Origin of the sequence: Nonomuraea sp. NPDC050022 (assembly GCF_044460705.1) — a bacterium.
In the GTDB taxonomy this organism is placed as follows: domain Bacteria; phylum Actinomycetota; class Actinomycetes; order Streptosporangiales; family Streptosporangiaceae; genus Nonomuraea.
Window position 1 is genome coordinate 126,347 of the sequence record NZ_JBITKE010000003.1, and the last position, 24,515, is coordinate 150,861.

At 70.0% G+C, this 24,515-nt stretch carries 23 protein-coding genes; 13 read left to right on the top strand and 10 right to left on the bottom strand.

Annotated elements, in window-relative coordinates; genetic code table 11:
- Nucleotides 1-46 precede the first annotated feature (46 nt).
- Nucleotides 47-316, top strand: a complete 270-nt coding sequence (locus ACIBO2_RS12040) for a DUF2795 domain-containing protein (RefSeq protein ID WP_397296788.1) — start codon at nt 47-49, stop codon at nt 314-316.
- A 3-nt stretch (nt 317-319) separates the two neighbouring features.
- Complete coding sequence (locus ACIBO2_RS12045; RefSeq protein ID WP_397296791.1) at nt 320-1,333, top strand: Vms1/Ankzf1 family peptidyl-tRNA hydrolase; 1,014 nt, start codon at nt 320-322, stop codon at nt 1,331-1,333.
- On the opposite strand, the gene ACIBO2_RS12050 is transcribed toward ACIBO2_RS12045, so the two are convergent.
- From ACIBO2_RS12050 to ACIBO2_RS12060, 3 genes are read right to left on the bottom strand one after another with little or no spacing between them, the layout of a single operon-like run.
- Nucleotides 1,323-1,907 carry a lactate utilization protein C gene (locus tag ACIBO2_RS12050; RefSeq protein ID WP_397296794.1) on the bottom strand — a complete coding sequence of 195 codons (585 nt, stop codon included), beginning with the start codon at nt 1,905-1,907 and terminating at the stop codon, nt 1,323-1,325. The genes ACIBO2_RS12045 and ACIBO2_RS12050 overlap by 11 nt on opposite strands.
- On the bottom strand, nt 1,894-3,285 hold the full coding sequence (locus ACIBO2_RS12055; protein ID WP_358544798.1) for a lactate utilization protein B: 1,392 nt from the start codon (nt 3,283-3,285) through the stop codon (nt 1,894-1,896). The genes ACIBO2_RS12050 and ACIBO2_RS12055 overlap by 14 nt, the downstream gene beginning before the upstream one ends.
- Nucleotides 3,282-4,019 (bottom strand): (Fe-S)-binding protein, encoded by a 738-nt coding sequence (locus tag ACIBO2_RS12060; RefSeq protein WP_357953613.1) that lies wholly within the window; start codon nt 4,017-4,019, stop codon nt 3,282-3,284. The genes ACIBO2_RS12055 and ACIBO2_RS12060 overlap by 4 nt, the downstream gene beginning before the upstream one ends.
- Before the next feature lie 69 nt (nt 4,020-4,088).
- On the opposite strand from ACIBO2_RS12060, the gene ACIBO2_RS12065 reads away from it, so the two are divergent.
- Nucleotides 4,089-4,781 (top strand): FadR/GntR family transcriptional regulator, encoded by a 693-nt coding sequence (locus ACIBO2_RS12065; protein WP_358544795.1) that lies wholly within the window; start codon nt 4,089-4,091, stop codon nt 4,779-4,781.
- A gap of 31 nt (nt 4,782-4,812) precedes the next feature.
- On the opposite strand, the gene ACIBO2_RS12070 is transcribed toward ACIBO2_RS12065, so the two are convergent.
- On the bottom strand, nt 4,813-5,655 hold the full coding sequence (locus ACIBO2_RS12070) for an NAD(P)H-binding protein (RefSeq protein WP_358544793.1): 843 nt from the start codon (nt 5,653-5,655) through the stop codon (nt 4,813-4,815).
- A 52-nt stretch (nt 5,656-5,707) separates the two neighbouring features.
- Here ACIBO2_RS12070 and ACIBO2_RS12075 point away from each other — a divergent pair, with 52 nt between their 5' ends.
- Nucleotides 5,708-6,502, top strand: coding sequence for a helix-turn-helix domain-containing protein (locus tag ACIBO2_RS12075; protein WP_358544791.1), 795 nt, complete (start codon nt 5,708-5,710; stop codon nt 6,500-6,502).
- Here the strand turns inward: ACIBO2_RS12075 and ACIBO2_RS12080 are convergent.
- A complete protein-coding gene (locus ACIBO2_RS12080) occupies nt 6,491-7,816 on the bottom strand; it encodes a sulfatase (protein WP_358544790.1) in 1,326 nt (441 codons plus the stop codon). The two genes, ACIBO2_RS12075 and ACIBO2_RS12080, sit on opposite strands and share 12 nt — an antisense overlap.
- A gap of 198 nt (nt 7,817-8,014) precedes the next feature.
- On the opposite strand from ACIBO2_RS12080, the gene ACIBO2_RS12085 reads away from it, so the two are divergent.
- Nucleotides 8,015-9,016 (top strand): LLM class F420-dependent oxidoreductase, encoded by a 1,002-nt coding sequence (locus tag ACIBO2_RS12085; protein WP_358544788.1) that lies wholly within the window; start codon nt 8,015-8,017, stop codon nt 9,014-9,016.
- Between the two features lie 306 nt (nt 9,017-9,322).
- Here ACIBO2_RS12085 and ACIBO2_RS12090 read toward each other — a convergent pair whose 3' ends face one another.
- Together ACIBO2_RS12090 and ACIBO2_RS12095 are read right to left on the bottom strand one after the other, a co-directional pair.
- Nucleotides 9,323-11,260: an FtsX-like permease family protein gene (locus tag ACIBO2_RS12090; protein WP_397296800.1), complete on the bottom strand. Its 1,938-nt coding sequence runs from the start codon at nt 11,258-11,260 to the stop codon at nt 9,323-9,325.
- Nucleotides 11,257-11,934 carry an ABC transporter ATP-binding protein gene (locus ACIBO2_RS12095; protein ID WP_357953625.1) on the bottom strand — a complete coding sequence of 226 codons (678 nt, stop codon included), beginning with the start codon at nt 11,932-11,934 and terminating at the stop codon, nt 11,257-11,259. Before ACIBO2_RS12095 ends, ACIBO2_RS12090 begins: the two co-directional genes overlap by 4 nt.
- A 242-nt stretch (nt 11,935-12,176) precedes the next feature.
- Between ACIBO2_RS12095 and ACIBO2_RS12100 the strand changes: the two genes are divergently transcribed.
- Together ACIBO2_RS12100 and ACIBO2_RS12105 are read left to right on the top strand one after the other, a co-directional pair.
- Complete coding sequence (locus ACIBO2_RS12100) at nt 12,177-12,827, top strand: response regulator transcription factor (RefSeq protein ID WP_358183259.1); 651 nt, start codon at nt 12,177-12,179, stop codon at nt 12,825-12,827.
- Between the two features lie 63 nt (nt 12,828-12,890).
- Nucleotides 12,891-13,619, top strand: coding sequence for a DUF4328 domain-containing protein (locus ACIBO2_RS12105; protein ID WP_358544784.1), 729 nt, complete (start codon nt 12,891-12,893; stop codon nt 13,617-13,619).
- Nucleotides 13,620-13,804: 185 nt separating this feature from the next.
- On the opposite strand, the gene ACIBO2_RS12110 is transcribed toward ACIBO2_RS12105, so the two are convergent.
- From ACIBO2_RS12110 to ACIBO2_RS12120, 3 genes are all read right to left on the bottom strand, one after another.
- The gene (locus ACIBO2_RS12110; RefSeq protein WP_397297646.1) at nt 13,805-17,419 is read right to left on the bottom strand and encodes a DNA polymerase III subunit alpha; all 3,615 of its coding nucleotides are present in this window, start codon (nt 17,417-17,419) and stop codon (nt 13,805-13,807) included.
- Nucleotides 17,419-17,685, bottom strand: coding sequence for a DUF6504 family protein (locus ACIBO2_RS12115; protein WP_357953631.1), 267 nt, complete (start codon nt 17,683-17,685; stop codon nt 17,419-17,421). Before ACIBO2_RS12115 ends, ACIBO2_RS12110 begins: the two co-directional genes overlap by 1 nt.
- 79 nt (nt 17,686-17,764) lie before the next feature.
- Entirely contained in the window at nt 17,765-18,511 is a 747-nt protein-coding gene (locus tag ACIBO2_RS12120; RefSeq protein WP_358544782.1) for a GntR family transcriptional regulator, read from the bottom strand.
- A gap of 223 nt (nt 18,512-18,734) precedes the next feature.
- Between ACIBO2_RS12120 and ACIBO2_RS12125 the strand changes: the two genes are divergently transcribed.
- The 6 genes from ACIBO2_RS12125 (at nt 18,735) to ACIBO2_RS12150 (ending at nt 24,496) form a co-directional block, all read left to right on the top strand.
- Complete coding sequence (locus ACIBO2_RS12125; RefSeq protein ID WP_358449491.1) at nt 18,735-19,775, top strand: ABC transporter substrate-binding protein; 1,041 nt, start codon at nt 18,735-18,737, stop codon at nt 19,773-19,775.
- Nucleotides 19,772-20,590 (top strand): ABC transporter permease, encoded by an 819-nt coding sequence (locus ACIBO2_RS12130; protein WP_397296806.1) that lies wholly within the window; start codon nt 19,772-19,774, stop codon nt 20,588-20,590. The genes ACIBO2_RS12125 and ACIBO2_RS12130 overlap by 4 nt, the downstream gene beginning before the upstream one ends.
- Nucleotides 20,578-21,429, top strand: coding sequence for an ABC transporter permease subunit (locus ACIBO2_RS12135; RefSeq protein WP_358544779.1), 852 nt, complete (start codon nt 20,578-20,580; stop codon nt 21,427-21,429). Before ACIBO2_RS12130 ends, ACIBO2_RS12135 begins: the two co-directional genes overlap by 13 nt.
- Nucleotides 21,426-22,502 carry an ABC transporter ATP-binding protein gene (locus tag ACIBO2_RS12140; protein ID WP_358544777.1) on the top strand — a complete coding sequence of 359 codons (1,077 nt, stop codon included), beginning with the start codon at nt 21,426-21,428 and terminating at the stop codon, nt 22,500-22,502. Before ACIBO2_RS12135 ends, ACIBO2_RS12140 begins: the two co-directional genes overlap by 4 nt.
- A 61-nt stretch (nt 22,503-22,563) precedes the next feature.
- Nucleotides 22,564-23,178: an HAD family phosphatase gene (locus ACIBO2_RS12145; RefSeq protein WP_358544775.1), complete on the top strand. Its 615-nt coding sequence runs from the start codon at nt 22,564-22,566 to the stop codon at nt 23,176-23,178.
- Between the two features lie 67 nt (nt 23,179-23,245).
- The gene (locus ACIBO2_RS12150) at nt 23,246-24,496 is read left to right on the top strand and encodes an ATP/GTP-binding protein (protein ID WP_397296811.1); all 1,251 of its coding nucleotides are present in this window, start codon (nt 23,246-23,248) and stop codon (nt 24,494-24,496) included.
- Nucleotides 24,497-24,515 lie beyond the last annotated feature (19 nt).

The following is a 24,515-nucleotide window of genomic DNA, read 5'->3' on the forward strand; positions in this document are numbered from 1 at the left end:
CCCATGAAAGCGGGGGTAGGTCGCCCTAGAGAGGAGTGAGACCACCATGGAATGTGGCAGCGCCGAACACCTTGACGAGCAGCGCGAGCACGAGAGGGGCGGCGACCTCACGCACGCCGAGGGCGCCGAGCTCTTCGAATGGGTCAATGACACCTCTTTCCCCTCATCCAGGGAGGACCTGCTGCGGCACGCCGAGCATCGGCACGCGCCCGACGAGGTGCTGGAGCTGCTGCACTCGCTCCCGGAGCGGCAGTACCACACCATCGGGCAGGCCACGGAGGCGCTCGGGCTCAGCATGGAGAAGCGGAGGTGGTGAGTGGTGCGGCTCGACTTCATCCGGCCGCTCTATGAACGCCGCGGGCCGTACGCCTCGGTCTATCTGAGCACCCTCGCCGGGCGCGACCGCGAGAGGCACTGGCGTGACCTGCGCGCCCAGCTCCGCGGTGAGGTGGACCCGGACACGCTCGACGCTCTGGAGTCGGAGGCGGCGGGGTCGGTGGCCGCGCGGGTGATGTTCGCCACCCACGGCGACGTGGTGCTGGCTGAGACGCTCGCCGAGGCGCCGGAGCTGGCCGCGTACAGCCCGCTGCCGCTGGTGACGCCCATGCTGATGCTGCGCGGAGAGAACGTGCCGCACCTGCGGGCCATCGTGGACCACGCGGGCACCGAGCTGGCCGTCTTCGGCAGCGGCTCCCCCCGGCGGCCCACCGTGGAGCCCACTCCGTGGCCGCTGCACAGGACCAGCTGGGGTGGCTGGTCGCGGAAGCGATTCGAGCGCGACATGGAGGAGGTGTGGGAGGAGAGCGCGAAGGTCGTCGCGCACGAGATCGACGAGCAGGTCCGGCGGCTCGGCCTCGAACTCGTCGTGGTGGCCGGCGATCCGAAGTCGCGTTCGCTGGTCTGCGATCATCTCGGAACGAAGTCCGTGGACCGCGTGATGATGGTCGAACACGGCAGCCACGCCGACCACGAGCAGTTCGAACGAGACGTCGAGACCGCGCTCGACTCCTACCTCGACCGGCGGCGGGCGGAGCTGCTCGACCGCTACCGGGAGACCGGCGGGCCCACCGGGCTGGCCGAGGTCGCGCACGCCCTGCGGGAGGGCAGGGTGCACGCGGTGCTGATGCCGGGCAAGGTGACCAAGCCCATGTGGATCGGCGGCGGAGGCGGCACGCAGCTGGCCACCGCCCCCGAGGAGCTACGCGGCTGGGGGGTGGAGGATCCGGTGCCGGAGCGCGCGGACTCCGCGCTGACCAGAGCCGCGACCATGACGGACGCCGAGCTGTGGTTCAGCCCGGAGATCTCGGACGCGGCGGCGGTCATCAGGTACTAATGATCACTTCCAGCGTCCGCGGCCCGTGTACGCCCTCGACCCGGTTGAGCTCGATGTCGCTGGTGGCCGACGGGCCGCTGATCCAGGTCAGCGGGCGGACCGGGTCGAGCCGGGCGACCGCCTCGGGCACGCCGGCCACGATCTGGTCCGCGCGGACCACGCACAGGTGGTAGTCGGGCACCAGGGTCTGCGCCCTGCGGCCCTGGCCGGGGCCCGAGTCGAGGACGATCGTGCCGGTCTCGGCGATGGCCACCGCGCAGCCGGTGATCACCCCGTCGGCGGCGTCCAGCTCGGCCACGGAGCCGCCCGCGACGGCACCGGGCACCTGCCACTCGGCCGGCAGCCCGTCGGGCACGACCATCCGGCGGTCGGCCACCAGCTCGGCCACCTTGCCGGGCACCTCGGCCGCAGGCAGCACGTGCACGACGGCGCGGTAGTCGTCCACCCGCTCGGCGAACAAGCCCACGAGGTCATCTACCTGCGCGGCCGTACGGTAGCCGCGCGGGATCGTCACCTCGGGGGCGCCTGCCACGGCTCGGCGGACCCTGGCCAGGATCTCGTCACGCGCGCTCATTCCGCTCCCACCAGTCTCTGAATGATTCTTCCGGGATCTCCGGCAGGTCCCGGGTGTCGGTCCAGGCCGACAGGGGGCCCGGCAGGCGTTTCGGCACCACCTTGCGGAAGCGGGTGGCCAGGCGTTGCGCCTTCGCCAGCCGTACCTCGTCGTTGAGTATCCAGCCCGCGACGCGCATGCCCGCCCGCTCGGCCGGCGCGTGGCGGACCTTGGCGCGCAGGTCCACGAGCACCTCGGGGATGTCGATCGCGACCGGGCACACCTCGTAGCAGGCGCCGCAGAGGCTGGAGGCGTACGGCAGCGAGGCGTCCAGCTCCGACGACATGCCCCTGAGCTGCGGGGTGAGGATCGCGCCGATCGGGCCCGGGTAGACCGAGCCGTAGGCGTGGCCGCCCGCGCGTTCGTAGACCGGGCAGACGTTCAGGCAGGCCGAGCAGCGGATGCAGCGCAGCGCCTGGCGGCCCACCTCGTCGGCGAGCACGTTCGTGCGGCCGTTGTCGAGGAGCACCAGGTGAAAGTCCTGGCCCTCGGCCGAGCCGGTCCACATGCTGGTGTAGGGGTTCATGCGCTCGCCGGTGGAGCTGCGCGGCAGCAGCTGCAGGAAGACCTCGAGGTCGCGCCAGGAGGGCAGCAGCTTCTCGATGCCGACCACGCTGATCAGGGTCTCCGGCAGCGTGAGGCACATCCGGCCGTTGCCCTCGGACTCCAGCACCACCAGCGTGCCGGTCTCGGCGATCATGAAGTTGGCGCCGGAGACGGCGACCTTGCTCTTGAGGAAGCGTTCGCGCAGGTGCAGCCGGGCGGCCTCGGCCAGCGCGCGTGGCTCGTCGGTGAGGTCCGCCGGGACCGGGCGCATCTTGTCGAGGAAGATCTCGCGGATCTCGGCCCGGTTGCGGTGGATCGCGGGCACCAGGATGTGGCTCGGGAAGTCGTCGCCGAGCTGCACGATCAGCTCGGCCAGGTCGGTCTCGTAGGCGGTGATGCCCTGCGCGGCCAGCGCCTCGTTGAGGCCGATCTCCTGGGTGGCCATCGACTTGACCTTGACCACCTCGCTCTCGCCCGTGGCCTGGATCAGCCGGGTGACGATGCGGTTGGCCTCGTCGGCGTCGCGGGCCCAGTGGACGTGGCCGCCCGCCCTGGTCACGGCCTCCTCCAGCTGGATGAGGTAGCGGTCGAGGTGACGCAGGGTGTCGTCCTTGATCGCCTTGCCGGCCGCGCGGAGCTCCTGCCAGTCGGGGAGCTCGCTGACGACGTTCGCGCGCTTGCCGCGGATGGTGTGCGTGGCCTTGCGGAGGTTGTAGCGGAGCTGGGAGTTCTGTACGGCCTCCGCCGCATTTTTCGGGAAATTTCCTGGCATGCCGAGGAATGTCGCGCTCATTGGGCACCGCCCTCTTCGGTGGAGGCGAGGATCTCGGCGAGATGCATGACCCGGACACCGGTCCGCTGCCGGCCGAGCGTGCCGCCGATGTGCATCAGGCACGAGTTGTCGGCCGCGCACAGCACCTCCGCGCCCGTGTCGAGCACGCTGCGCGCCTTGTCGGCGCCCATGGCGGCGGAGACGGCCGGGTTCTTGACCGAGAAGGTGCCGCCGAAGCCGCAGCACTCCTCGGCCGCCGGGAGCGGGACCAGCTCCAGGCCCCGGACGTTCTGGAGGAGCCTGGTCGGACGGTCGCCGAGGTGAAGGCCGCGCAGCGAGTGACATGTCGGGTGATATGTCACCCGGTGCGGGAAATATGCGCCTACGTCGTCGACTTTGAGGACGTCGAGCAGGAACTCGGACAGCTCGTAGACCTTGGGCGCGACCTCGGCGATCGCCGCCGCTCCCCTGCTCCCCTGCCGTACCAGCTTGGGATACTGCTCGCGCACCATGGCGGCGCACGATCCGGACGGCGCGACGACCGCGTCGTACCCGGCGAACACCTCGGTGAAGCGGCGCGCCAGCCGTACGCCCTCGTCGCGGTAACCCGTGTTGACGTGCATCTGGCCGCAGCACGTCTGGGCGGTGGGAAAGTCCACCTCGCAGCCGAGCCTGCGCAGGAGCGACACGACGGCCTTGCCGGTGCCGGGGAAGAGCGTGTCGTTCACGCACGTGATGAACAGGGCGACTCGCACGGCTCTCCTTCCGATGTATGGTCTGACCACAGTATGGTCAGACCATATCGAAGCCGCACGAGGGGGACAATGGTGGCCGACTGGCAGCCCGTCCGGCGGACCCGTACGTTCGAGGACGTCATCGCACAGATCGAACGGCGCATCGCCGAAGACGGTCTCAAGGCGGGCGACCGGCTGCCCGCCGAGCGCAGCCTCGCCGAGCAACTGGGGGTCAGCCGCTCGTCGGTACGGGAGGCCATGCGCGTGCTGGAGACGCTCGGCGTGGTGTCGTCGCAGGTGGGGCGGGGGCCCGATGCCGGGGCGGTGCTGACCTCCCGCCCCGACACGGCGCTCACCGATCTGCTCAGGCTGCATCTGGGACTGGCCAGCCTGGAGCTGCGCGAGGTGATCGACACCCGGCTGATGATCGAACGCTGGGCGGCGGCCCGCGCCGCCTCGGCCGGATCCGACACCTCCGACCTCGCCACGGCCCTGGCGGGCATGGACGCCGCGACCTCGGCCGAGGAGTTCGTCGAGCACGACACCGCCTTCCACTGCGCGCTGGCCGACGCGTCAGGGAACCGGCTGATCGCGGCCATCATGCGGTCGCTGCGCGACTCGATGAGACGCTACGCGGTGGAGGCGGTGACACGGCTCGGCGACACGTCCGTGCTGCGCGCCGACCACGAACGCATCCTCGCGGCCGTACGGGCGGGCGATCCCGACGAGGCCGCGAACGCGGTCGCCGAGCACCTCGCCCACGCCTACCCCTCGCTCAGCTGAACGCTCCTTACACGCCTTCAGCTGAAGGCCCCTAGCTGAACGCGGCTCGGTGGTCCTGGACCCAGGACTCGTAGGAGGTGGCCGGGCGGCCCAGCACCGACTGGACGTCGTCCGAGAGATGCGGCCAGCCCACCTCCTTGAGCATGGTCCAGCCCGTCGCCGCGACCTTGACCAGGCTCGGATCGGCGCCCGAGGCGAGCATCTGCTCCTTGGCCGCCTCGATGGGGATCTCGACGGTCTCCAGCGGGCGGCCGAGCACCTTGGCCAGGATCGCCACCTGGGCGGGGACGCTGAGCAGGTCCGGTCCCGTGAGGTCGTAGGTGCGCGAGTCGTGCGCGCTCGTGGTGAGAGCGGCCACCGCCACGGCCGCGATGTCGCGCGGGTCGATGATGGGCTGCACGCCGTCGCCGGTGAAGTTGGGGATCGGGCCGCCCGACCTGACGGCTTCCGCCCAGCCCAGTGAGTTGGCGGCGAAGCCGGCCGGGCGCAGCATGGTCCACGACATGCCGCTCGCCTTGATGGCCTCCTCACCTGGCACGTGCCACGACCTGACATCGTCGGGGTCGTCGCTGTCGCCCGTGCCGATGGCCGAGAGCTTCACCACCTTCTTGACGCCCGCCGCCACGGCCGCCCCGATCATGGCCTGGTCGTGCTCCTTCAGCCGCCCGCCGAATCCGGTCAGCAGGAGAGCGGCCGACACGCCCTCGAACGCCCGCCGCAGCGATCGCGGGTCTTCGAAGTCGGCCTGGACGGCCTCGCCGCCGGGCGCGCGGGACAGGTCCCGGGTCATCGACCGTACGGCCTCGCCGCGCTCGATGAGCAGGCGGGCGGTCTGGCTGCCTATGGTGCCCGTGGCACCGGTGATCAGAATCATGTCAGCCAGGCTGACAGCGCACCTGGCGTCGCTTATAGGAAGAATCGGCACTATGGATGGAGCACTCCTGGGAACCCAGCGGATTCACGTCCGGAAGCCCGACACCACGCCGACGGTGGCCTTCCGCACGGTGGACGGGGGCGGGCGCCTGTACGTGCTGGGGCCGCGTACGCGGGCGTCGTACCTGGCGCCCAAGGACGTGCCGCACTGCGTCACGGTACGGCTGCGCCCGGGGACCGCCCGGCCGCTGCTCGGGGTGCCGCTGAGCGAGCTCGTGGACCAGGTCGTCCCGCTCCGGGACCTTTGGGGGGTACGGGCGGACCGGCTGGCCGAAGAGCTGACGGGCATGGTGATGGAAAATGACTGGGCGGAGCGGGTGATGGCGCGCCTGGAGGCGGCGTTCCTTGATCGGCTGGCCGCGCAATCGCCCGCCGACCTGGACCGCGCCGGCCTGGTGGGCGCGGCGGCGGCGCTGCTCTCGGCCGGGGCGGCGCTCGACCGTGGCGACCTGGTGGGCGTGACGGCGCTGGATCGTGGCGACCTGGTGGGTGTCGCGGCGGCGCCTCCGGTCGTCGCGGTTGCCAGAGAGCTGGGGGTGAGTGAGCGGCACCTGCGCAACCTGTTCACGGGCGGCGTCGGTGTCCCGCCCAAGCGGTTCGCCCGGATCAGCCGGGTCCGTGGCGTGCTGGCCAGGGTGTGTCGCGAAGAGGGCGCCTCACTGGCCGCCGACGCGGGCTACTACGACCAGTCGCACATGACGGCGGAGTTCCGTGCGGTGATGGGCGTGCCCCCGAGCGCTTACCGGGCGGGCCGCCTGCCGGTCCCCGCCGCCTGCTCAGCCGGCTGAGTCGGCTTCCAGGCATTCGGCGCCCGAGCAGGAGTGCATCCTCGACAGCCGTTCCTGGAGTTGCAGCACCAGTCCCGGGTCCGCGAACCGGGCGAGGTTGTGCAACTCGTAGGGATCTCGGGTGAGGTCGTACAGCTGTATCTCGCCGGTGACGTACCTCACGTAGGTGTGCGTCTCCGTACGCAATGCCTCATAGGAGGGCACCGGCGTCTGCGCGGCCGACGACCGGTTGGCCGGTCGGCTGAACTCGACCAGCACGTTCCGCCGCCACGGCGACGGGTGCTTCCCCTCCAACAGCGGCACCAGCGACCGTCCTTCGGCGAACGGCGGCACCGCCGCCCCGCCGAGCGCGGCGAACGTGGGCGCCAGATCCACCGTCGCCGTCATCTCGTTGATCTTCGAGCCCGGCTCGATGCCCGGCCCGCGCACCACCAGCGGGACATGAATGGCCTCCTCGAACGGGGTGGTCTTGCCCTGAGGGAGGCGATGCGTCCCCAGGTGGAAGCCGTTGTCGGAGGTGAAGAAGATGTAGGTGTTGTCGAGCTTGCCGGAGTCGCGCAGGGTGGTGATCACCGAGTTGACGAGGTCGTCGACACCGAGCATGGCCCGCAGCCTCCTGCGGTAGCGCTCGTCGACCTCGTCGATGCCCTCCGGCGAGAGCTGCGGCCTCGATCGCAGCCACTCCGGCTCCTCCGACACGTCCGCCTGGTTGAACGACGGCGTGCGCGGCGCCTGCGACCAGGGGAACGCGTCCATGTTGCGGACGGCCGGATTGGCCGGGTTGTGCGGCGCGATGGGGGCGAGATAGAGGAAGAACGGCTCCGAGCCGGCGTTGATGAAGTCTCTGGCCTTGCCCGCCAGCACGTCGGACAGGTAGTCCTGCTCGCCCCAGCCGTGGTCGACCAGGTTGCCGTTCTCGTTGAGGCGGTAACCGTACTCCTGATAGAGGTTGCGCACGGGCACGTCCCACTCGTGCCAGCCGGGCGGCACGTACGTCTGCGTGGCGGTGCCGCCTGGATAGTGGTTGAGGAACTTGCCCATCAGCGCCGTGCGGTAGCCGACCTGCTGCATCCAGGTGCCGATCGTGGACTGTTCCAGACCCAGGGTGTGGAAGCGGTCGAAGCCACCTTCCGGCGCGGTGTTGGTCAGCACGCCATGACTATGGACGTACTGGGAACGCAGGATCGTCGTGCGCGATGGGCAGCACCAGGAGTTGGACACGAAGAATCGCTCGAACGAGGCGCCCTGCTGCACCAACTGCTGATCTATCGCGGGAAAGTAGGAGAGCGCCCCGTACTCCAGGTCGTCCGCCATCACCATGACGATGTTCGGCCGGCTTGCCCCGGAGGCCACCGCCGGACGAATCACGGGCAGCGCGCCTGCCGAAAGAAACAGCAGCGCGCAAGCGAGTCGACACAGAACGTTAACCACGAGGGTGATTTCCCCGGAAGATCATGCATTGACACCCGGCTCCGCCGCAGCCGTAATAGAACTAAATTCCGGAGGTGTCACATGAAGCTCGGCTTACAGCTTGGCTACTGGCAGCGCAACGCGGACGACGCGACCGAAACCGTCCTGACGGCCGAGCGGCTCGGCTATGACTCGATATGGACCGCCGAGGCGTACGGCAGCGATGTCTTCACGCCGCTGGCCTGGTACGGCGCGCGGACCTCGCGCATCAAACTCGGCACGTCGATCGCCCAGATGTCGGCCAGGCCACCCGTCACCACGGCGATGACCGCGATGACACTCGACCATCTCACGGGCGGGCGGTTACTGCTCGGCATCGGCGCCTCGGGGCCGCAGGTGGTCGAGGGCTGGTACGGCCAGCCGTTCGCCAAGCCGCTGACCAGGACCCGCGAGTACGTCGACATCATGCGCCAGGTCTGGCGCCGCGAGGAGCCGGTGACCAGCGGCGGACCGCACTACCCGCTCCCCCTGGCGGACGGGCTGGGCAAACCGCTCAAGCTCATCACCCACCCGCTGCGGCCCGACATCCCCCTCTATCTCGGGGCGGAAGGGCCCAAGAACGTGGCCCTGGCCGCCGAGCTCGGCCAGGGCTGGCTCCCGCTGTTCGCCTTCCCGTCCAAGATCGAGGAGATGTACGGCGAGGCGCTGTCGGGCGCCGCGCCGGGCTTCGACGTCGCGGCCATGGTCATGGTGGTGATCTCCGACGACGTACGGGCCGCGCTCGACGGGGTGAAGATGATGCTCACGCTGTACATCGGCGGTATGGGTGCCAAGCACCGCAACTTCCACGCCGACATCATCGGCCGGATGGGGTTCGCCGAGGCCGCCGAGCGCATCCAGGCGCTGTATCTGGCTGGGAAGAAGGATGAGGCGTTCCAGGCGATCCCGGACGAGCTGGCCGACGGCATCTCGCTCGTCGGGCCGCCGGGGCGGATCAAGGAACGCCTCGAACTCTGGCGCCAGAGCCCGGTCACCAGCCTGCTGGTGATGGGGCCGCGGGACGAGCGGTCACTGACGATCATCCGCGACCTGGTTCTGAACTGACGGCTGGCGACCATTGACCGTCTCAGTCCCTGTGACGGTCCGTTGTGGCTGAGGTCCCTCGGTGGGATACCCCCTCCGGGGGAGCGCAAGAAGACGGTCCGTTGTGGCTGAGGTCCCTCGGTCGGATACCCCCTCCGGGGGAGCGCAAGAAGACGGTCCGTTGTGGCTGAGGACCCTCGGTCGGATACCCCCTCCGGGGGAGCGCAAGAAGACGGCCCGTTGTGGCTGAGGACCCTCGGTCGGATACCCCCTCCGGGGGAGCGGAGGGAGGCCCCTCCGGGGAGTGGAAGGGCGGCGAGCGTCGCGTTAGTCGGGGCGGGGAGCTGGGTCGGTGGTGATCGAGTTGAGCAGGGGTCTGCTCAGGGCCCCTGCTCCGATCACGCCGGCGAAGCCGAGTCCGACGCAGATCAGCAGCGTGATCATCCCGGTCGAGTTCACCGCGCCGATCATGAAGGGTGTCGCGCAGAACGCGCCGACCAGGATCGCGCCGCCGCCCATCACCGTGAGCGGGATGAGCGTCTCGGCCCTGCGCGCCTTGTCGAGCACCTCCAGCGGCGTGCCCGCCAGGCGCAGCAGCCCGTACGTCTGGCGGCGGTCCAGGATCGACGACGCGGCCGTGATCCCGGCGCTGGCGATGGCGACCAGGAACGACACCGACAGCACGACCACCGTGCCCGCGCGGATGTCGGCCAGGATCTGGACGCCGAAGTGCCCGTCGTCGGCGTCCGTGGTGGGCGTGTGCCCGGGAACCAGCCCGGCCAGCGCCGTACGGGCCCGGTCGATGGCCGCGGCGTCGGCCGAGGTGCCGAGAGCGACGACGACGACCTTCTTCACCGGCTTGACCGTGGCCGTGATCCCCGCCTCCTTAAGCCGGGTCCGCGCCTGCTCGGCCACGGCGGCCGTCTGATCCGCCGGGACGGCTATCTGGAGCTGCCCCGTAACCCCGCTGCTGTTGAAGGCGCCCGGACTGAGCAGGCAGAGGAACCCGGCGACGAAGCCGGTCATGGCCACCCCGCTCACCGTGCGCCACGCGGAGCGCGGATCGTCCACCAGCCGCCGGCCCGCCAGCAGCCGGGCGGGCCGGCTCGCCCGGCTGGCCGTGACGCGGCCGATGATCCCGACCACCCACGGGCCGACCAGGTTGACGCAGAGGAAGGCCAGGCCGATCACCACCGCGATGGGGCCCACGGCGTTGCCCCGACTCAGCAGCGGAACGGCGGCGAGCACCACGAGCAGGACCACGACCCTGACGAAGCGCATGGCGGGCGGCGTCTCCCGCTTGGCCACCCCGAGCGGGCTGACCACGACCCGCCGCAGCCCCACCACGGCCGAGAGCCCCACCAGCAGAGGGACCGCGACCAGCAGCCCGCCCAGGATCAGCGGGCTCGGCCACAGGTCGGAGACGAACCACGGCCCGCCGCCGATCTGGATCCCGGCCAGCAGCGGCGCCGCCAGGGCGTAGGCGAGCGTGCCCGTGACCGCCCCCGCGAAGGCCACGATCATCGCCTCGGCCACGGTCATCCCGACCACCTGGCCGGGCGTGGCGCCGACCAGCCTGAGCGTGGCCAGGCGCTGATCTCTCCTGGCCACGGTGAGCCGGGCCGCCGCGCCCCCGAACACCAGCAGCGGCACGACCATGAGCACCCCGGCAATCAGCGCCAGCACCTGGTAAGCCTTGGCGTCCTCCGTCGGCTCCCCCGCCAGGCTCGCCACCCTCACTGGGGGTTTGGCGATGATCCAGTCATCGCTCCGCTGCGCGGTCAGCTCGGGCGCGTCCGGCTTGTGGCCGACGACCGCGACCAGCTCGCCCGGGTAGAGCAGCGCCTCCTCGCCGAGTACGCCTTTGGTGCCCGGGAAGCGGTCGGCGAGCTGGTCGGCGGGCAACTGCTCGGCCAGATCCTTCAGCGCCGGGGAGAGCCAGACCTCGCCGGGCGCGGGGAAGCGGGCCAGGCCGGGCGGCAGCGCGGGCGCCTCCCCGCCGAGCGCCGCCAGGTCGACGACGGTGATGTCCTTGTCGCGGACGAAGTCATGACGGGACGCCTCGATCGCCACGGCCTCTCCCGAGGTCTGGACCGGGTTGCGCCAAGCGCTCCGGTCGGCCCTGGCCTCGAAGGCGTAGTTGGCGGCCACCGCGAACAGCAGCAGCGCCATGGAGACGGCGACGGCTCCCAAGGTCAGCCAGGTGCCCAGCAGGCCCTTGCGCCCGCCACCCTTGAGCAGCCGCCAGGTCAGGTCCAGGTTCACGCGCGTACCCCGCCCGCGAGCAGGTGGCCGTCGCGGACCTCGACCGTGCGGTCGCACCAGCCGGCCACGTTGGGGTCGTGGGTCACCACGATCAGGCAGGCGCCGTTGTGCTTGGTCGCCTCGACCAGCAGCCGCATCGTCTCCTGGCCGGTCGTCTGGTCGAGCGCGCCGGTCGGCTCGTCGGCGAAGACCACCGCGGGCTTGGTGACCAGCGCCCTGGCGATGGCGACCCGCTGCGCCTGGCCGCCCGACAGCTCGCCGGGCCGCCGGGTCTCCATGCCGTGCAGGCCGAGGGGCCCGAACCAGTCACGGGCCTGCCGTACGGCCTGCGCCCTCGGTACGTCGCCGAGCATCAGCGGCAGGGCCACGTTCTCCTCGGCGGGCAGCTCGGGCAGGAGCTGGCCGAACTGGAAGACGAAGCCGAAGCGGGTACGGCGCAGCGCGCTGCGGCCGCGCTCGCGCATGTTGTCGATGCGCTGGCCGAGCAGGTGCACCTCGCCGGAGTCGGGCTTCATGATGCCGGCCAGGCAGTGCAGCAGGGTTGATTTGCCGGAGCCGCTGGGGCCCATGATCGCCACGGCCTCCCCGGCGCGGACCGCGAGGTCCACTCCGCCCAGGGCCACCGTCTGCCCGAACCGCTTGGCCAGGGCTCGTCCAACAAGCACGTCGTTCATGGTGTCGAGCCTCCCGCCGGGGAGGGGCCCGGCGGATCAGCCGGACGTCCGGTTCCCCATCGGCCGAACGGCTGATCCTGGAGTCGCCGACGCGGGCCGGCCCCTGGGTTGGCAGCGCGAGCTGATCCCTGGGTTGGCAGCGCGAGCTGATCCCAGGGTTGGCAGCGCGAGCTGATCCCAGGGTCGCCGAGCGTGAGCTGATCCCAGAGTTGGCGACGTCGGCTGATCCTAGAGTTGTGGGCGTGACTATTCGCGTGCTCATCGCCGACGATCAACAGCTTGTACGTACCGGATTTCAGATGATTTTGGATGCGCAACCGGACATGGAGGTCGTAGCGGCGGTCGCCGACGGCGCGGAGGCGGTGTCCGAGGCGCGGCGGCTCAGGCCGGACGTCTGCCTGCTCGACATCCGGATGCCCAAGCTGGACGGCATCGAGGTGACCCGCGCCCTGGCCGGCCCCGGTGTCGAGAATCCCATGCGGGTCGTCATCGTCACCACCTTCGACCTGGACGAGTACGTCTACGGCGCGCTGCGGGCCGGAGCCCTCGGGTTCCTGCTCAAGGACAGCGGGCCCACCCTGCTGATCGAGGCGGTCAAGGCGGCGGCGAGCGGTGACTCGCTGGTGTCGCCTTCGGTGACGGTACGGCTGCTGCAGCACCTGGCCCAGCCCAAGGTCCGCGTCCCCGTCCCGCTGAACGATCCGCTGACCGACCGCGAGCTGGACGTCGTACGGCTGGTGGCGCGGGGCCGGACGAACCAGGAAGTGGCCGGCGAGCTGTTTGTCTCACTTTCGACGGTTAAGACCCATCTTGGGAGCATTCAACGGAAGCTCCGTGTCCGTAATCGGGTGGGAATCGCAGCTTGGGCGTGGGAATCCGGTGTCGTTGGATGATAAATGTGTCCAGCTGATTAACAAGGAGCCTGGCGGGATAGAAGTGAAGCAGAACCTCAGCGCATGGCCCGGGGGGAGAACAACGTGCGCTACGCCCAGGCACCGCCCACTAGGGCCGCTTCTGTCGTCTACGTGACCCTTGCCGCACAGGTCCTCTCCCTGGGCGCTCTCGTGATCTTCGAACAGGCTCGTGGCCGTCGCCTCGCCACCCAGCTCGCGGCGTTCGGCGGCCGTCCGCACGGCGCCGACGCCCAGGCGGTGGTCGGGGCCGTGACGGTGTTCGCCGTGCTGATGATGCTGGTCGCGGGCACGGCGATCGCCGCCGCCGCGGCCTACGTCACCTGGCTCATCCGGGCCCGGCAGGCCAATGATCGCTCGGCCCCCACGGGTCCGGTGGCCGCCGCCTGGCTGATCCCCGGCGTCAACCTGATCGCGCCGCCGCTCCTGCTGGACCAGGTGTGGCGCGGCGCCCGCCCGCCCAAGGACCAGCGGCCCCGCTGGCTCGCTCTGCTGGCCGCCTGGTGGCTGACCTGGCTCGCCATGCTCGCCCTGGTGACCGTCCGCCTCCCGCTCGGCTCCTCGTCGGGCGACCTGACGGGCATCGGCCTTCCGGAGCTGGCCTGCGCGACGGTGTCCGCCCTGCTGTGCGCGGCCACGGTCCGCGACATCACCCGCATCCAGTGCTCCATGTCCAGCGCCCGGGGCCGGGGCCGCCTCCGCAACGCGGGCACGGTCACCCGGCTCCCCCAGCCGCCCCCCGAATCCACCGCCCCGCTCGAACAGACGGGTTGACAGCCGGAGCCTCATGCCCAGCCATGACCCCGGAGACGGCTGAGAAGACGCCGTAACGGCGGCCTGCCACGTGCCGGTCAGCGGGCGTCTTCCTGGAGGCCCCTGGCCACGGTCGGCGGGTGGCGGTGGGGGCGGCTGTGCCGTAAAAAAAGAAATGGTGGAAAATCACGTCGCACTAGCAAGGATCACGCCGCACTAGGACCTGAACTCCCCTGGCTGGCGTGCCAGAGGCGGCGGGTGGGCGGCGCGACCACCGGCCCCAGGTCCGCGTACGGAGACAGGCGGAAGCCGTTGGCGTACTCGATGCGGCGCCCGCCGACCCCACCCGCGTCCTCGGGAGCCTGGTCGAGCAGCGCTCTGACCGCCTCGATCCCGCTCGATCGCCACAAGGCGTCGAGGTCGACCAGGTTCCAGCAGTCCACCGCGCGCATCGAGATCGCCCGCGTCCCCGTGCGCCGGACCACGCCCCGCGCCACCATCAGCCACGACCCGAACACCGTCGCCGCGCACCGCCCCTGCACCGACTCGAAGAACGTCAGGTCGATCGGCCCCGTCGAGTCGTCCAGCGTGGTGAAGATGACGCGCTGCCCCGAGCGTACGGCGGGCGTCTGGGTGGCCACCTTGACCCCGGCGACCAGCACCTCGGCCCCGTTGCGCTGGGTCAGCAGGTCCTTGGAGCGCACCACCCCGATCGCGTCGAGCAGTTCGTCGTGGAAGCTGATGACGTGGCGGCTGATGTCGATGCCCAGGATCTCCAGCTCGGCCTCCACCATCTCGGTCTCGGTCATCTCGGGCAGTTCGCCGGGCGCGATGTGCTCGGCGAAGCCCAGCGGGAGCTGCACCGCCGCTTCCTCGTGCCTGGGAACAGGACGAGCGGCGGGCGGGGTGTAGCGCTTGGACTTCGTGGCGGACGACTTGACGCCCGACGTGGAGGCCTGTTCAAGGACGCCGACCTGGGCGATCAGGTCGCGGCGGGTCAGCCGCCCCGGCCGCCAGCGCGCCCCGCCCGGATGCAGGTCGTGCAGGTCGTCGAGGCCGCCCACCTGGACGATCCGCTCGATGACCGGCCGCGACGGGCGGGCGCGGTCCCAGAAGTCGGCGATCGACGTGTACGGCTGGCCGGCCACCATGCGTCCCACCTCCGCCTCGCTCACCCCCTTGATCGCGGAGAACGGCACCCGCAGCGCGTAGCCCTTCCCGATCTCCCCGGCCCGGAAGTCACCCGGCTCGATCCTGAGCCGCACCCGCGGGCCGAGCCGCTCCACGCGCCAGTCCTTGCCGGACCTGTTCACGTCGAGCGGCAGGATCTCGACCCCGCACTGCCGCGCCTCGTCGATGATCACGCGTTGCGGGTACATGCCGGGCTCATGCGTGAGCACCCCGGCGAAGAACGCGGCCGCGTGGTGCCGCTTGAGCCAGGCCGACTGGTAGGTGGGCAGCGCGAACGCCGCCGCGTGCGCCTTGCAGAACCCGAACGCGCCGAACGCGTCCAGCACCTTCCACGCCTTGTCCACGGCCGCGTCGCCGAACCCGTTGGACCTGGCCAGCGGCACGAAGTGCTTGCGCACCCGCTCGCGCCCCTCCGGCGAGGCCAGCGTGCGCCGCAGCGACTCGGCGAAGGACAGGTCGCGGCCCGTCATCACCTCGATGATCTTGAGTACCTGCTCGTGGAAGACCACGACGCCGTGCGTCTCCTTCAGCGCGCCGCGCAGCCGCTCGTGCGGATAGTGCGGCTTGCGCCACCCATGTCTGGCCTCCAGGTAGGGGGTGACCATGTCGGAGTTGACCGGTCCCGGCCGGAACAGCGAGATGTCCACGATCAGGTCGTGCATCTTGCGCGGCTCCAGCTTGGCGACCAGCTCGCGCTGGCCGGGCGACTCGATCTGGAAGCAGCCGAGCGTACGGCTGGCGCAGATCATGTCGTAGGTGGCCTGGTCGTCGTGGGGTACGTACTCGACACCGGGCTCCGAGCCGTGCTGCGTGTCGAGCTCGACCACGACGTCGTCCACCCGCTGGATCTCGCTCAGCGTGTAGGCCATCGCCGACTGCATCCGTACGCCGAGCACGTCGAGCTTGAGCAGCCCGGCCTCCTCCACGTCGTCCTTGTCGAACTGCGACATCGGGAACTCCAGCAGGCTCCGTTCCACCGGCGTCCTGTCCCGCAGCTCCGCGTTGCCGATGAGCACCCCGCACGGGTGCAGCGCGATGTGCCTGGGCAGCCCGTCGAGCCGCTCCGCCAGCCGGAACACCCGCTCCAGCCCGGCCTCGCCGAGCCGGCTGTCGCGCAGCTCGGGTAGGTCGTTCAGCGACGCGGTGATCTGCTTGGCCCTGATGTGCGGGAACGCCTTGGCGATCGCGTCGATCTCGTACGGCGGCAGCCCCATGGCCCCCGCCACGTCCCGGATCGCGCTGCGCGCCCGGTAGGTCTCCATCATCGAGACGCAGGCCACCCGCGACTCGCCGTACCTGTCGAAGATGGCCTTGTAGCAGTCGAGCCGGCGCGCGGACTCCACGTCCACGTCGATGTCGGGCAGCCCGATGCGGCCGTCGGACAGGAAGCGCTCCATGAGCAGGCCGTGTTCGAGCGGGTTCACCTCACCGATGCCGATGAGGTAGTTGACCAGGCTGCCCGCTCCCGAGCCGCGGATCGCGCAGCGGATGCCCATGCCACGGATCATGTCAGTGATGCCCGCCACGGCTATGAAATATCCGGACAGACGTTTCCGCTCGATGATGTCCATCTCGGCCCGCAGGCGGTCCCTGGCATCGGCGGAGCGATCCAGCCCGCGCGAGCTCAGCCCGTCCTCGACGCGGTGCCGCAGCAGCGGCACCGGATCGCGGCCGACCTCGGGCAGGTGCAGGTTCGGCGGGTCGTGCTTCAGCGCGAGCAGGTCGACCGGGTTGATCGCGCACGCCTCGGCCAGCGTGCGGGTGGCGTGCAGGAGACGGCCGATCCGGTCGGGGTCGGCCCCGCAGATCTTGGCCGCCACCTGCCACATCTCCTTGGTGCCCTTGAGGTAGGCGTGCGAGGTGGTGCGCTCCAGGTGGCGCGGGTGCAGCGGTACGAGCTGCCGCGCCGCGTCGAGCACGTCGCCCACCTGGTGGTCGGCGGGGTCCAGGTATCTGACGGCGTTGGTGAGCACGGCCGGCACGCCCCGGGACTCGGCCAGGGCGAGCATCCGGACGGCGGTGGTGGCGTCGCGGAAGCCGTACTGGTCGACCAGCTCGATCACCACGCCCGGCACGGTGGCCAGCCACAGGTCGAGCAGCGCCCTGGCGTGCTCGTCACGCCGCTCGGCCACGGCGCGACCCACGTCGGAACGCGGCCCGAGCAGCACCGTCAGCCCGCCCCCTGCCACGGAGGCGATCAGGTCGCGCGTCACCTCGGGCGCGCCGCGCTCGCCCGCGTAGTGGGCGGCCGTGACCAGGCGCACCAACGAGGACCAGCCGCCCGCCCTGGCCAGCACCGTGACCCGATCCTGAGCCCCCGGCCCGGTCCTGACCCGCCCCCGGCCGCCCGGCCCGGCGCCGGCCCGCTCCCAGCTTCCCGGCCCGCTCCTCGGGCTTGGGCGGGCCGCGGAACCCGCCAGCGCGAAGTTGACCCCGAAAACCGAGGCGATCCGGGCCTCCGCGCACGCCTGAGCGTGCTTGATCGCGCCATAGAGACCGTCGCGGTCGGTCAGCGCGAGGATGTCCATCCCGTCCTCGGCCGCCCGGCGTACCAGCGCCTGCGGAAAGGCGGTGCCGTAGCGCATCGAGTAGGCGGAGCTCACGTTCAGGTGCGGGAACGGCGGCGCCATCAGTCCCACGCCCGCAGGAGCAGCCACCCGCCACTGGCGGTGTCGAACCGCAACTCGTAGGATCCGAGCTCGCGCCCCGGGCTGGCCTCCACCCGCCAGAACTGCCGTTCACCGGGATCGTTCTCGTCGATCTTCCACCACTCGCGGGCCACCACCCACTGGTCGAGGACCCGGCGGACGAGATAGAGGCGATCGCGCCAGACGAACTGGGTCGGCTGCCCGTCCCGGGTCCACACCTCTATCGGATCGCCATAGAGTCTGCTCAAGATGCTTCTCCCCGCGGCTCTGGTGCCTATGCTGAGCCACCCGGGGGAAGGCGGGCGCTTATGTCTCGAACATATGTTCTTAGGCCCCGAAACGCAAGTCGCCGGCCTGCCGCACCAGAGGGTTGGCGTCGATCGAGTTGCGGATGCTGAAGACCACGCTGCCCGCCCGATAGCGGTCGTCCGACCACTCCACCGGCCTACCCTCGTGCGTGGTGGTGATGCGGCGCTGGCGAAGCAGCGGGCTGCCGCGCCGTACACCCAGCAGAGCGGCGTCCTGGACGCCCGCGGAGACGGCGTCGATGAGGTGCTCACCGTAGGCGAAGACCAGCCCGATCGAGTCGTACAGCGCCTCGGTGACCGACTCGCAGCCGGGCGCGAGCCCTTCTACGGCAGCGGCCACCCATCCCGCGTACACCGTGCGCTCGACCAGGACGGGCTCGCCCTCCAGTGTGCGCAGCCGGAGCACGTCGAGCACCTCCTCGGTGCCGAGCCTGGCGGCCTCGGCGGGGCCGGCCGCCCGGCGCTTCTGGGCGATCACCTGGCCGCCGTAGCGGTAACCGTTGGCGCGCGCCCACTGCGCGAAGCTGTGCAGCTCGGCGAAGCTCTGGCTGCGCACCTTGCCCAGCACGATGCGTCTGGCCCCCTGCCGGGAGCCGACGATCCCCTCGGCGACCAGCACCGCGACCGCCTGGCGTACGGTGCCGCGGGCGGCGCGGTAGCGCGCGGCCAGCTCCGCCTCCGTGGGCAGCTGCGAGCCGATCGGATGTACGCCGGTGAGTATGTCGTCCCGCAGCTCACCGGCGATCCGTTCATAACGCGCAACCATCCGCGACCTTTCGCATTCATGAAAGAGCAATCTTCATGGGACTTACTTGTGCTGGCTTGTTTGTACAAGTTCCTCTAACTTCTTTCCACACCCCCCGGAGAGTGGAGCCAACGTGTTCACACCTCGTACTCGCGCGGCAGGCGTCATCGCAGCCCTTACCGTAGCCACGGCGGCATGTGGCGCCGCCCCTGGCACACAGGAGACCAAGGCGTCAGAGGGCGGGGTGAACGCGAAGACCGCCACCTCCGCCGCAGATTTCGGTGGCCTGGACAAACTCGTCGAGGCGGCGAAGAAGGAGGGCAACCTCCACGTCATCGCGCTGCCGCCCGACTGGGCCAACTACGGCGAGATCATCAAGGGGTTCACCGCCAAGTACGGGATCAAGATCGAGAGCGAGGACCCCGACGCGGCCAGCGCCGACGAGATCACCGCGGTGAAGACCCGCAAGGGCCAGGACCGCGCGCCCGACGTGCTCGACCTCGGCCAGTCGTTCGCGATCAGCGGCGCCAAGGAGGGCCTGTTCGCGCCCTACAAGGTGCAGGCGTTCGACAAGATCCCCGAGGGGCAGAAGGAGCCGACCGGGCTCTGGACCAACGACTACGGCGGCTACGTGTCGATCGGCTGCGACGCCAAGAAGATCAGCGCCTGCCCGACGAGCTTCGCCGACCTGCTCAAGCCCGAGTACAAGGGCAAGGTCGCGATGAACGGCAACCCGACCAAGTCCGGCTCGGCCTTCGCCGGCGTCTACGCCGCGTCGATCGCCAACGGCGGCTCGTTCGACGACATCCAGCCGGGCCTGGAGTTCTTCAAGAAGCTGAAGGCGGCCGGCAACTACAACCCGGTCGAGACCACCCCGGCGACGATCGAGAAGGGCGAGACCCAGATCAGTATCGACTGGGACTACAACAACGCCGCCTACGCGCCCGAGATGTCCGCCAAGGGCCTCGACTGGAAGGTGAACGTCCCCTCGGACGGCAAGTACTTCCAGATGTACGCCCAGGCCGTCAACAAGGACGCGCCCCACCCGGCCGCCGCCCGCCTCTGGCAGGAATACCTCTACAGCGCCGAGGGCCAGAACCTCTACCTCAAGGGCTTCGCCAGGCCGGTGCTCCTGCCGTCCATGACCACCGACGGCTCGGTCGACAAGGCCGCCGCCGACGCGCTGCCCAAGGTCGAGGGCACGCCCACGTTCCCCACCCCCGAGCAGGTGGACGCGGCCAAGGCCAAGCTGGCCGGCGGCTGGGACGCCGCTGTCTCGGGATGACCCGCGCCAAGGGGTGGCTCGGCGCGCTGCCCCTGCTGGTCTTCTTCGCGCTGGTCTTCGGCATCCCCGCCATCGCGCTGGTGGCGGGAGCGTTCACCGCGAACGGCCAGCCGAGCCTGGCCAACATCGGCCAGAGCCTCCAGGGCGGCTACCTCACCGCGATGGCCGGCAGCGTCCAGCTCTCGGCCGTGGTGGCGCTGGCCGGGGCGGTGCTCGGCACGTTCCTCGCCCAGGCCGTGGTGACCTCCCGGTTCGTCCTGCTGCGCGAGGCGGTGCTGACGGCCTCCGGCGTGCTGGCCAACTTCGGCGGCGTGCCGCTGGCCTTCTTCTGGATCGCCACGCTCGGCAACTCCGGCGTGATCAGCGGGCTGCTCGGGCTGCCGTCCGGCGCGCTGTACACCTTCTGGGGACTGGCGATCGTCTACCTGTACTTCGCGATCCCGCTGATGGTGCTGGTCATGGCGCCCGCGCTGGACGGGCTGCGGCCGCAGTGGCGCGAGGCGGCGGCCAACAACGGCGCGACGGCCTGGCAGTTCTGGCGCTTCGTCGGGCTGCCGGTGCTCACGCCGGCCATGCTCGGCGGGGTGGTGCTGCTGTTCGGCAGCGCGTTCGCGGCCTTCGCGACGGCCAACGCCATGGTCGGGACCGTGGTGCCGCTGGTGACCCTGAAGATCGCCAGCGCGCTCACGGGTGACGTGCTGATCGGCTACGAGAACATCGCGCTCGCGCTCAGCCTCGACATGATCGTGGTGGCCGGGCTGGTCATGGCGATCTACCTGCCGCTGCAGAAGAGGAGCACCCGATGGCTGCGCTGACCGGGCTGGAGCCGGTGACCGCTGCGCCGCGCGCGCCGTCCCGGCCCAGGTTGTGGCGCGGGGCGGTGTTCCTGCTGGCCGGCGCGTACTTCCTGATTCCGCTCGGGGCCTCGCTCTGGTACACGATCTACACGCCCACGACCGGGGTGTCCTTCGCGGCCTACGGGGAGCTGCTGACAGCCGAGGGTTTCGGGTCGTCGCTGCTGCTGTCCATGTCGCTGGCCATCGCGACGATCGTGCTGGCCCTGTTGCTCACCCTGCCGGCGATGCTGGCCGTACGGCTCAGCGCGCCGCGGCTGCGTCCCGTGATGGAGGTGCTCTGCACGCTGCCGCTGGTGGTGCCGCCGATCACGTTCGTGGCGGGGCTCACCACGTCGCTGCGTACCGGCACGGACGTGCTCGCTCCGACGCCGTTCTGGGCCACGCTGATCGCGGTGCAGAACCCGGCGTTCCCCGTCGTGCTCGTGCTCGCGTACGTGGTGCTCGTGCTGCCCTTCGTCTACCGCTCGCTCGACGCCGGGCTGCGCACCATGGACGTGCGCACGCTCGTCGAGGCGGCCCGCAACCTGGGCGCGTCGTGGCCGCACGTGCTGTTCCGGGTGATCATCCCGAACCTGCGCTCGGCCCTGGCCAGCGCGTCGTTCCTGACGCTCGCCCTGGTGCTGGGCGAGTTCACCGTGGCCAGGCTGCTGGGCTACCAGCCGTTCGCGGTGTGGATCGTGACGATCTCCGGGTCCAAGGGCCAGGTGTCGGTCGCGGTGTCCATCCTCAGCCTGCTGCTCATCTGGCTGCTGCTGCTCGCGGTGTCCACCGCGTTCTCGGGAAAGGAGCGGAAATGACGGCTCAGGTGGAGTTCCGGGGGCTGCGGCGGGTGTTCGGCAAGACGGTGGCGCTGGACGGCCTCGACCTGACGATCGCGCCGGGCGAGTTCGTCGCGCTGCTGGGTCCCTCCGGCTGCGGCAAGACGACGGCGCTGCGATGCGTGGCCGGGTTCGAACGGCCCGACTCCGGCGCCGTGCTCGTCGACGGCTCGGACATCACCGACGTGCCCGCCAACAAGCGCGACGCGGGCATGGTCTTCCAGTCCTACTCCCTCTTCCCCAACCTCAACGCCCGCGACAACGTCGCCTTCGGCCTGCGGGTACGCAAGGTGCCCGTGGCCACCAGGCGCGCCAAGGCGGACGAACTCCTCGAACTCGTCGGCCTCCCCGCCCACGCCGACCGCTTCCCGCACCAGCTCTCCGGCGGCCAGCAGCAGCGCGTCGCCCTGGCCCGCGCGCTGGCGCTGGAGCCGCGGGTGCTGCTGCTCGACGAGCCGCTGTCGGCGCTCGACGCCAAGGTACGGGTCTCGCTGCGCGAGGAGATCCGCCGCCTCCAGCTCGACCTCGGCATCACCACCATCTTCGTCACCCACGACCAGGAGGAGGCGCTGTCGATCGCCGACCGGGTCGCGGTCCTGCGCAACGGCCGCCTGGAACAGTGCGGGCCGCCCGCCGAGGTCTACGACCGCCCGGCCACCCCGTTCGTGGCCGAGTTCGTCGGCACCATGAACCACCTGGCCGGACACGTCTCGGGCGACCAGGTGACGGTGCTGGGCCAACTGCTGCCGGTGGACGGCGAGCCCCCCGGCATCCTGGAGGTGGACGTACTGATCCGCCCCGAGGCCGTACGGGTGACCCCCGATCCGGAGGGTAAGGCGGAGGTGCTCGCCGCCTCCTTCCGCGGCGCCTCGGTCCGGCTCCGGGTGGCGCTGTCGGGGGGTGAGGTGCTGGCCGACGTACCTGGTCACGAGGCGGTGAGCCTGGCACCCGGCACCCGGGTGACGGTCCGCCTGGTGGAGCGTCCCGTACTGGTGGCCGAGAGAACGGTCACGGTCCCCTCCCCCGCCTCGGAACCGGCCGATGCCGTCTGAGCCGCCGTCACCGAAGGCGCCGCCTTTAGGGACACCGTCACCGGGAGCAGCACTGTCGGAAGTGGCATCGTCGGAGGCGCCGCAGGCCGTCCTTTTCGACATGGACGGCACGCTAGTAGACACCGAGGGCCTCTGGTGGCAGGCCACGGCCACGGTGGCCCGGACCCTGGGCGTCGAACTGGGCCCCGCCGACATTCCCCAGGTTCTGGGCCGCACCGCCGAGGATGTGGCGGCCCATCTGCTCACCGCCGCCACCCCGCGTCCCGACACGGAGAAGATCACCCAGCGCCTCACCGACGCCTTCGCCACACGCGTCGGCAGCGGCGTGACGGTGATCCCCGGCGCCTTGGCCCTGCTCGCCGAACTCCACGCGGAGGCCATCCCCACCGCCCTGGTCAGCGCCTCTCCCCGAAGCATCGTCGACCTCGTCCTCCCCCGTCTCGACCACCACTTCGACCTGGTGATGGCCTTCGAGGACACGCCACGCGGCAAACCCCACCCGGACCCGTACCTGGAGGCGGCCAGGCGGCTCGGCGTGGAGCCTCGTCGCTGCGTCGCGATCGAGGACAGCCCGCCCGGCATCGCCGCCGCCATAGCCGCCGGGTGCCGTGTCATGACGGTCGACTCTCGACGTGGCCTTCCAGATCTGCGCTCGCTGTGCGATTTCAAGCCGTGATACGGCGGTTTCCTTCCCAGCCAGGATTGAAAGTGTAAGCTTGGAGCAGATTCAGGTAGGGGGCGCCATGCTGCTGCGGTTCAGGGTCGCCAATCATCGGTCCATCCGTGACGAGCAGACGCTGTCCCTCGTCTCGGTGCCGCGTCGTGGTGAGCGGCCGAAGGAGTTGTCGACCGTCCGGGTGGCGGGGATCTATGGGGCGAACGCCTCAGGGAAATCGAACGTCCTGTCCGCCTTGAAGTGGATGCAGTTCGCCATCTCCGACTCCCACCAGTTGTGGAGCCCGTCCAAGGGCGTGCCTCGCGATCCCTTCAGGCTCCCCAGCGGGGAGTCGAGCCCTTCCTTCTACGAACTGGACTTTCTACACGAGGGAACCCGATACTCATACGGCTTCGAGGTCGACGACAGGCAGATCCTTGGCGAATGGCTGAACACCTTTCCCAAGGGGAGAACGAAGAAGCTGTTCGACCGCACCGGCCCGACAAGCGTCACGTTCGGCCGTAGCCTCATCGGTGAGACCCAGAGGATTCTGAAGCTGACCCGCCCGAACTCTCTCTACCTCTCCGCTGCGGCGGCCAACAACCATCCTCTTCTGACCACGCTGTATAAACGCATCAGAGGCAGCATCTTTTTCGCGCAGCACGGCGATCACGATGAAACGTCACGGCTCTTTTTGGTCGAAGAGCTGCTGTGGGATGAATCTGCGGCGTTCATCATCAACCGCCTGGTGAGGATCGCGGACCTCGGAGTCGAAACAGCCGAGATCATCAATGAAGATCCGATGCGAGAAGAGATCCCTCCGTGGCCGGCCGGCATCGGGCAGGGGGTGCCCGGTTCGCAGACGGGCATCCGACTCCGCCGGACATCCGGGGCCGTGCTGAAACTGAGCGAAGAGAGCGCTGGCACACGGGTCTGGCTGTCGCTTCTCGGGCATTCTCTCGCCGCGATCACGTCAGGTGGGGTGCTGGTGGCAGATGAGATCGACTCTCACCTCCACCCGCTACTGAGTTCCACGCTCATCCGCATCTTTAAAGATCCGGTGATCAACAGGATGGGAGCGCAACTTGTCTTCGCCTCGCATGACACCACGCTCCTCGGCTCAATGTTGGAAGAAGAGGTCATCGACAGGGACGAGGTCTGGTTCACCGAGAAGGACTCATCCGGCGCGACCAGCCTCTACTCTCTAGCGGAATTCCACCCTCGGCGCGACGAGAACATCGAGCGGGGTTATTTGCAGGGCCGCTACGGAGCCGTGCCCTACATCAACTTCGACAGCATCCGGGAGGTCTTCACGAAGGGACCAGACGAGACGCTATGAGTCCCAGGCGTAGCCCCCC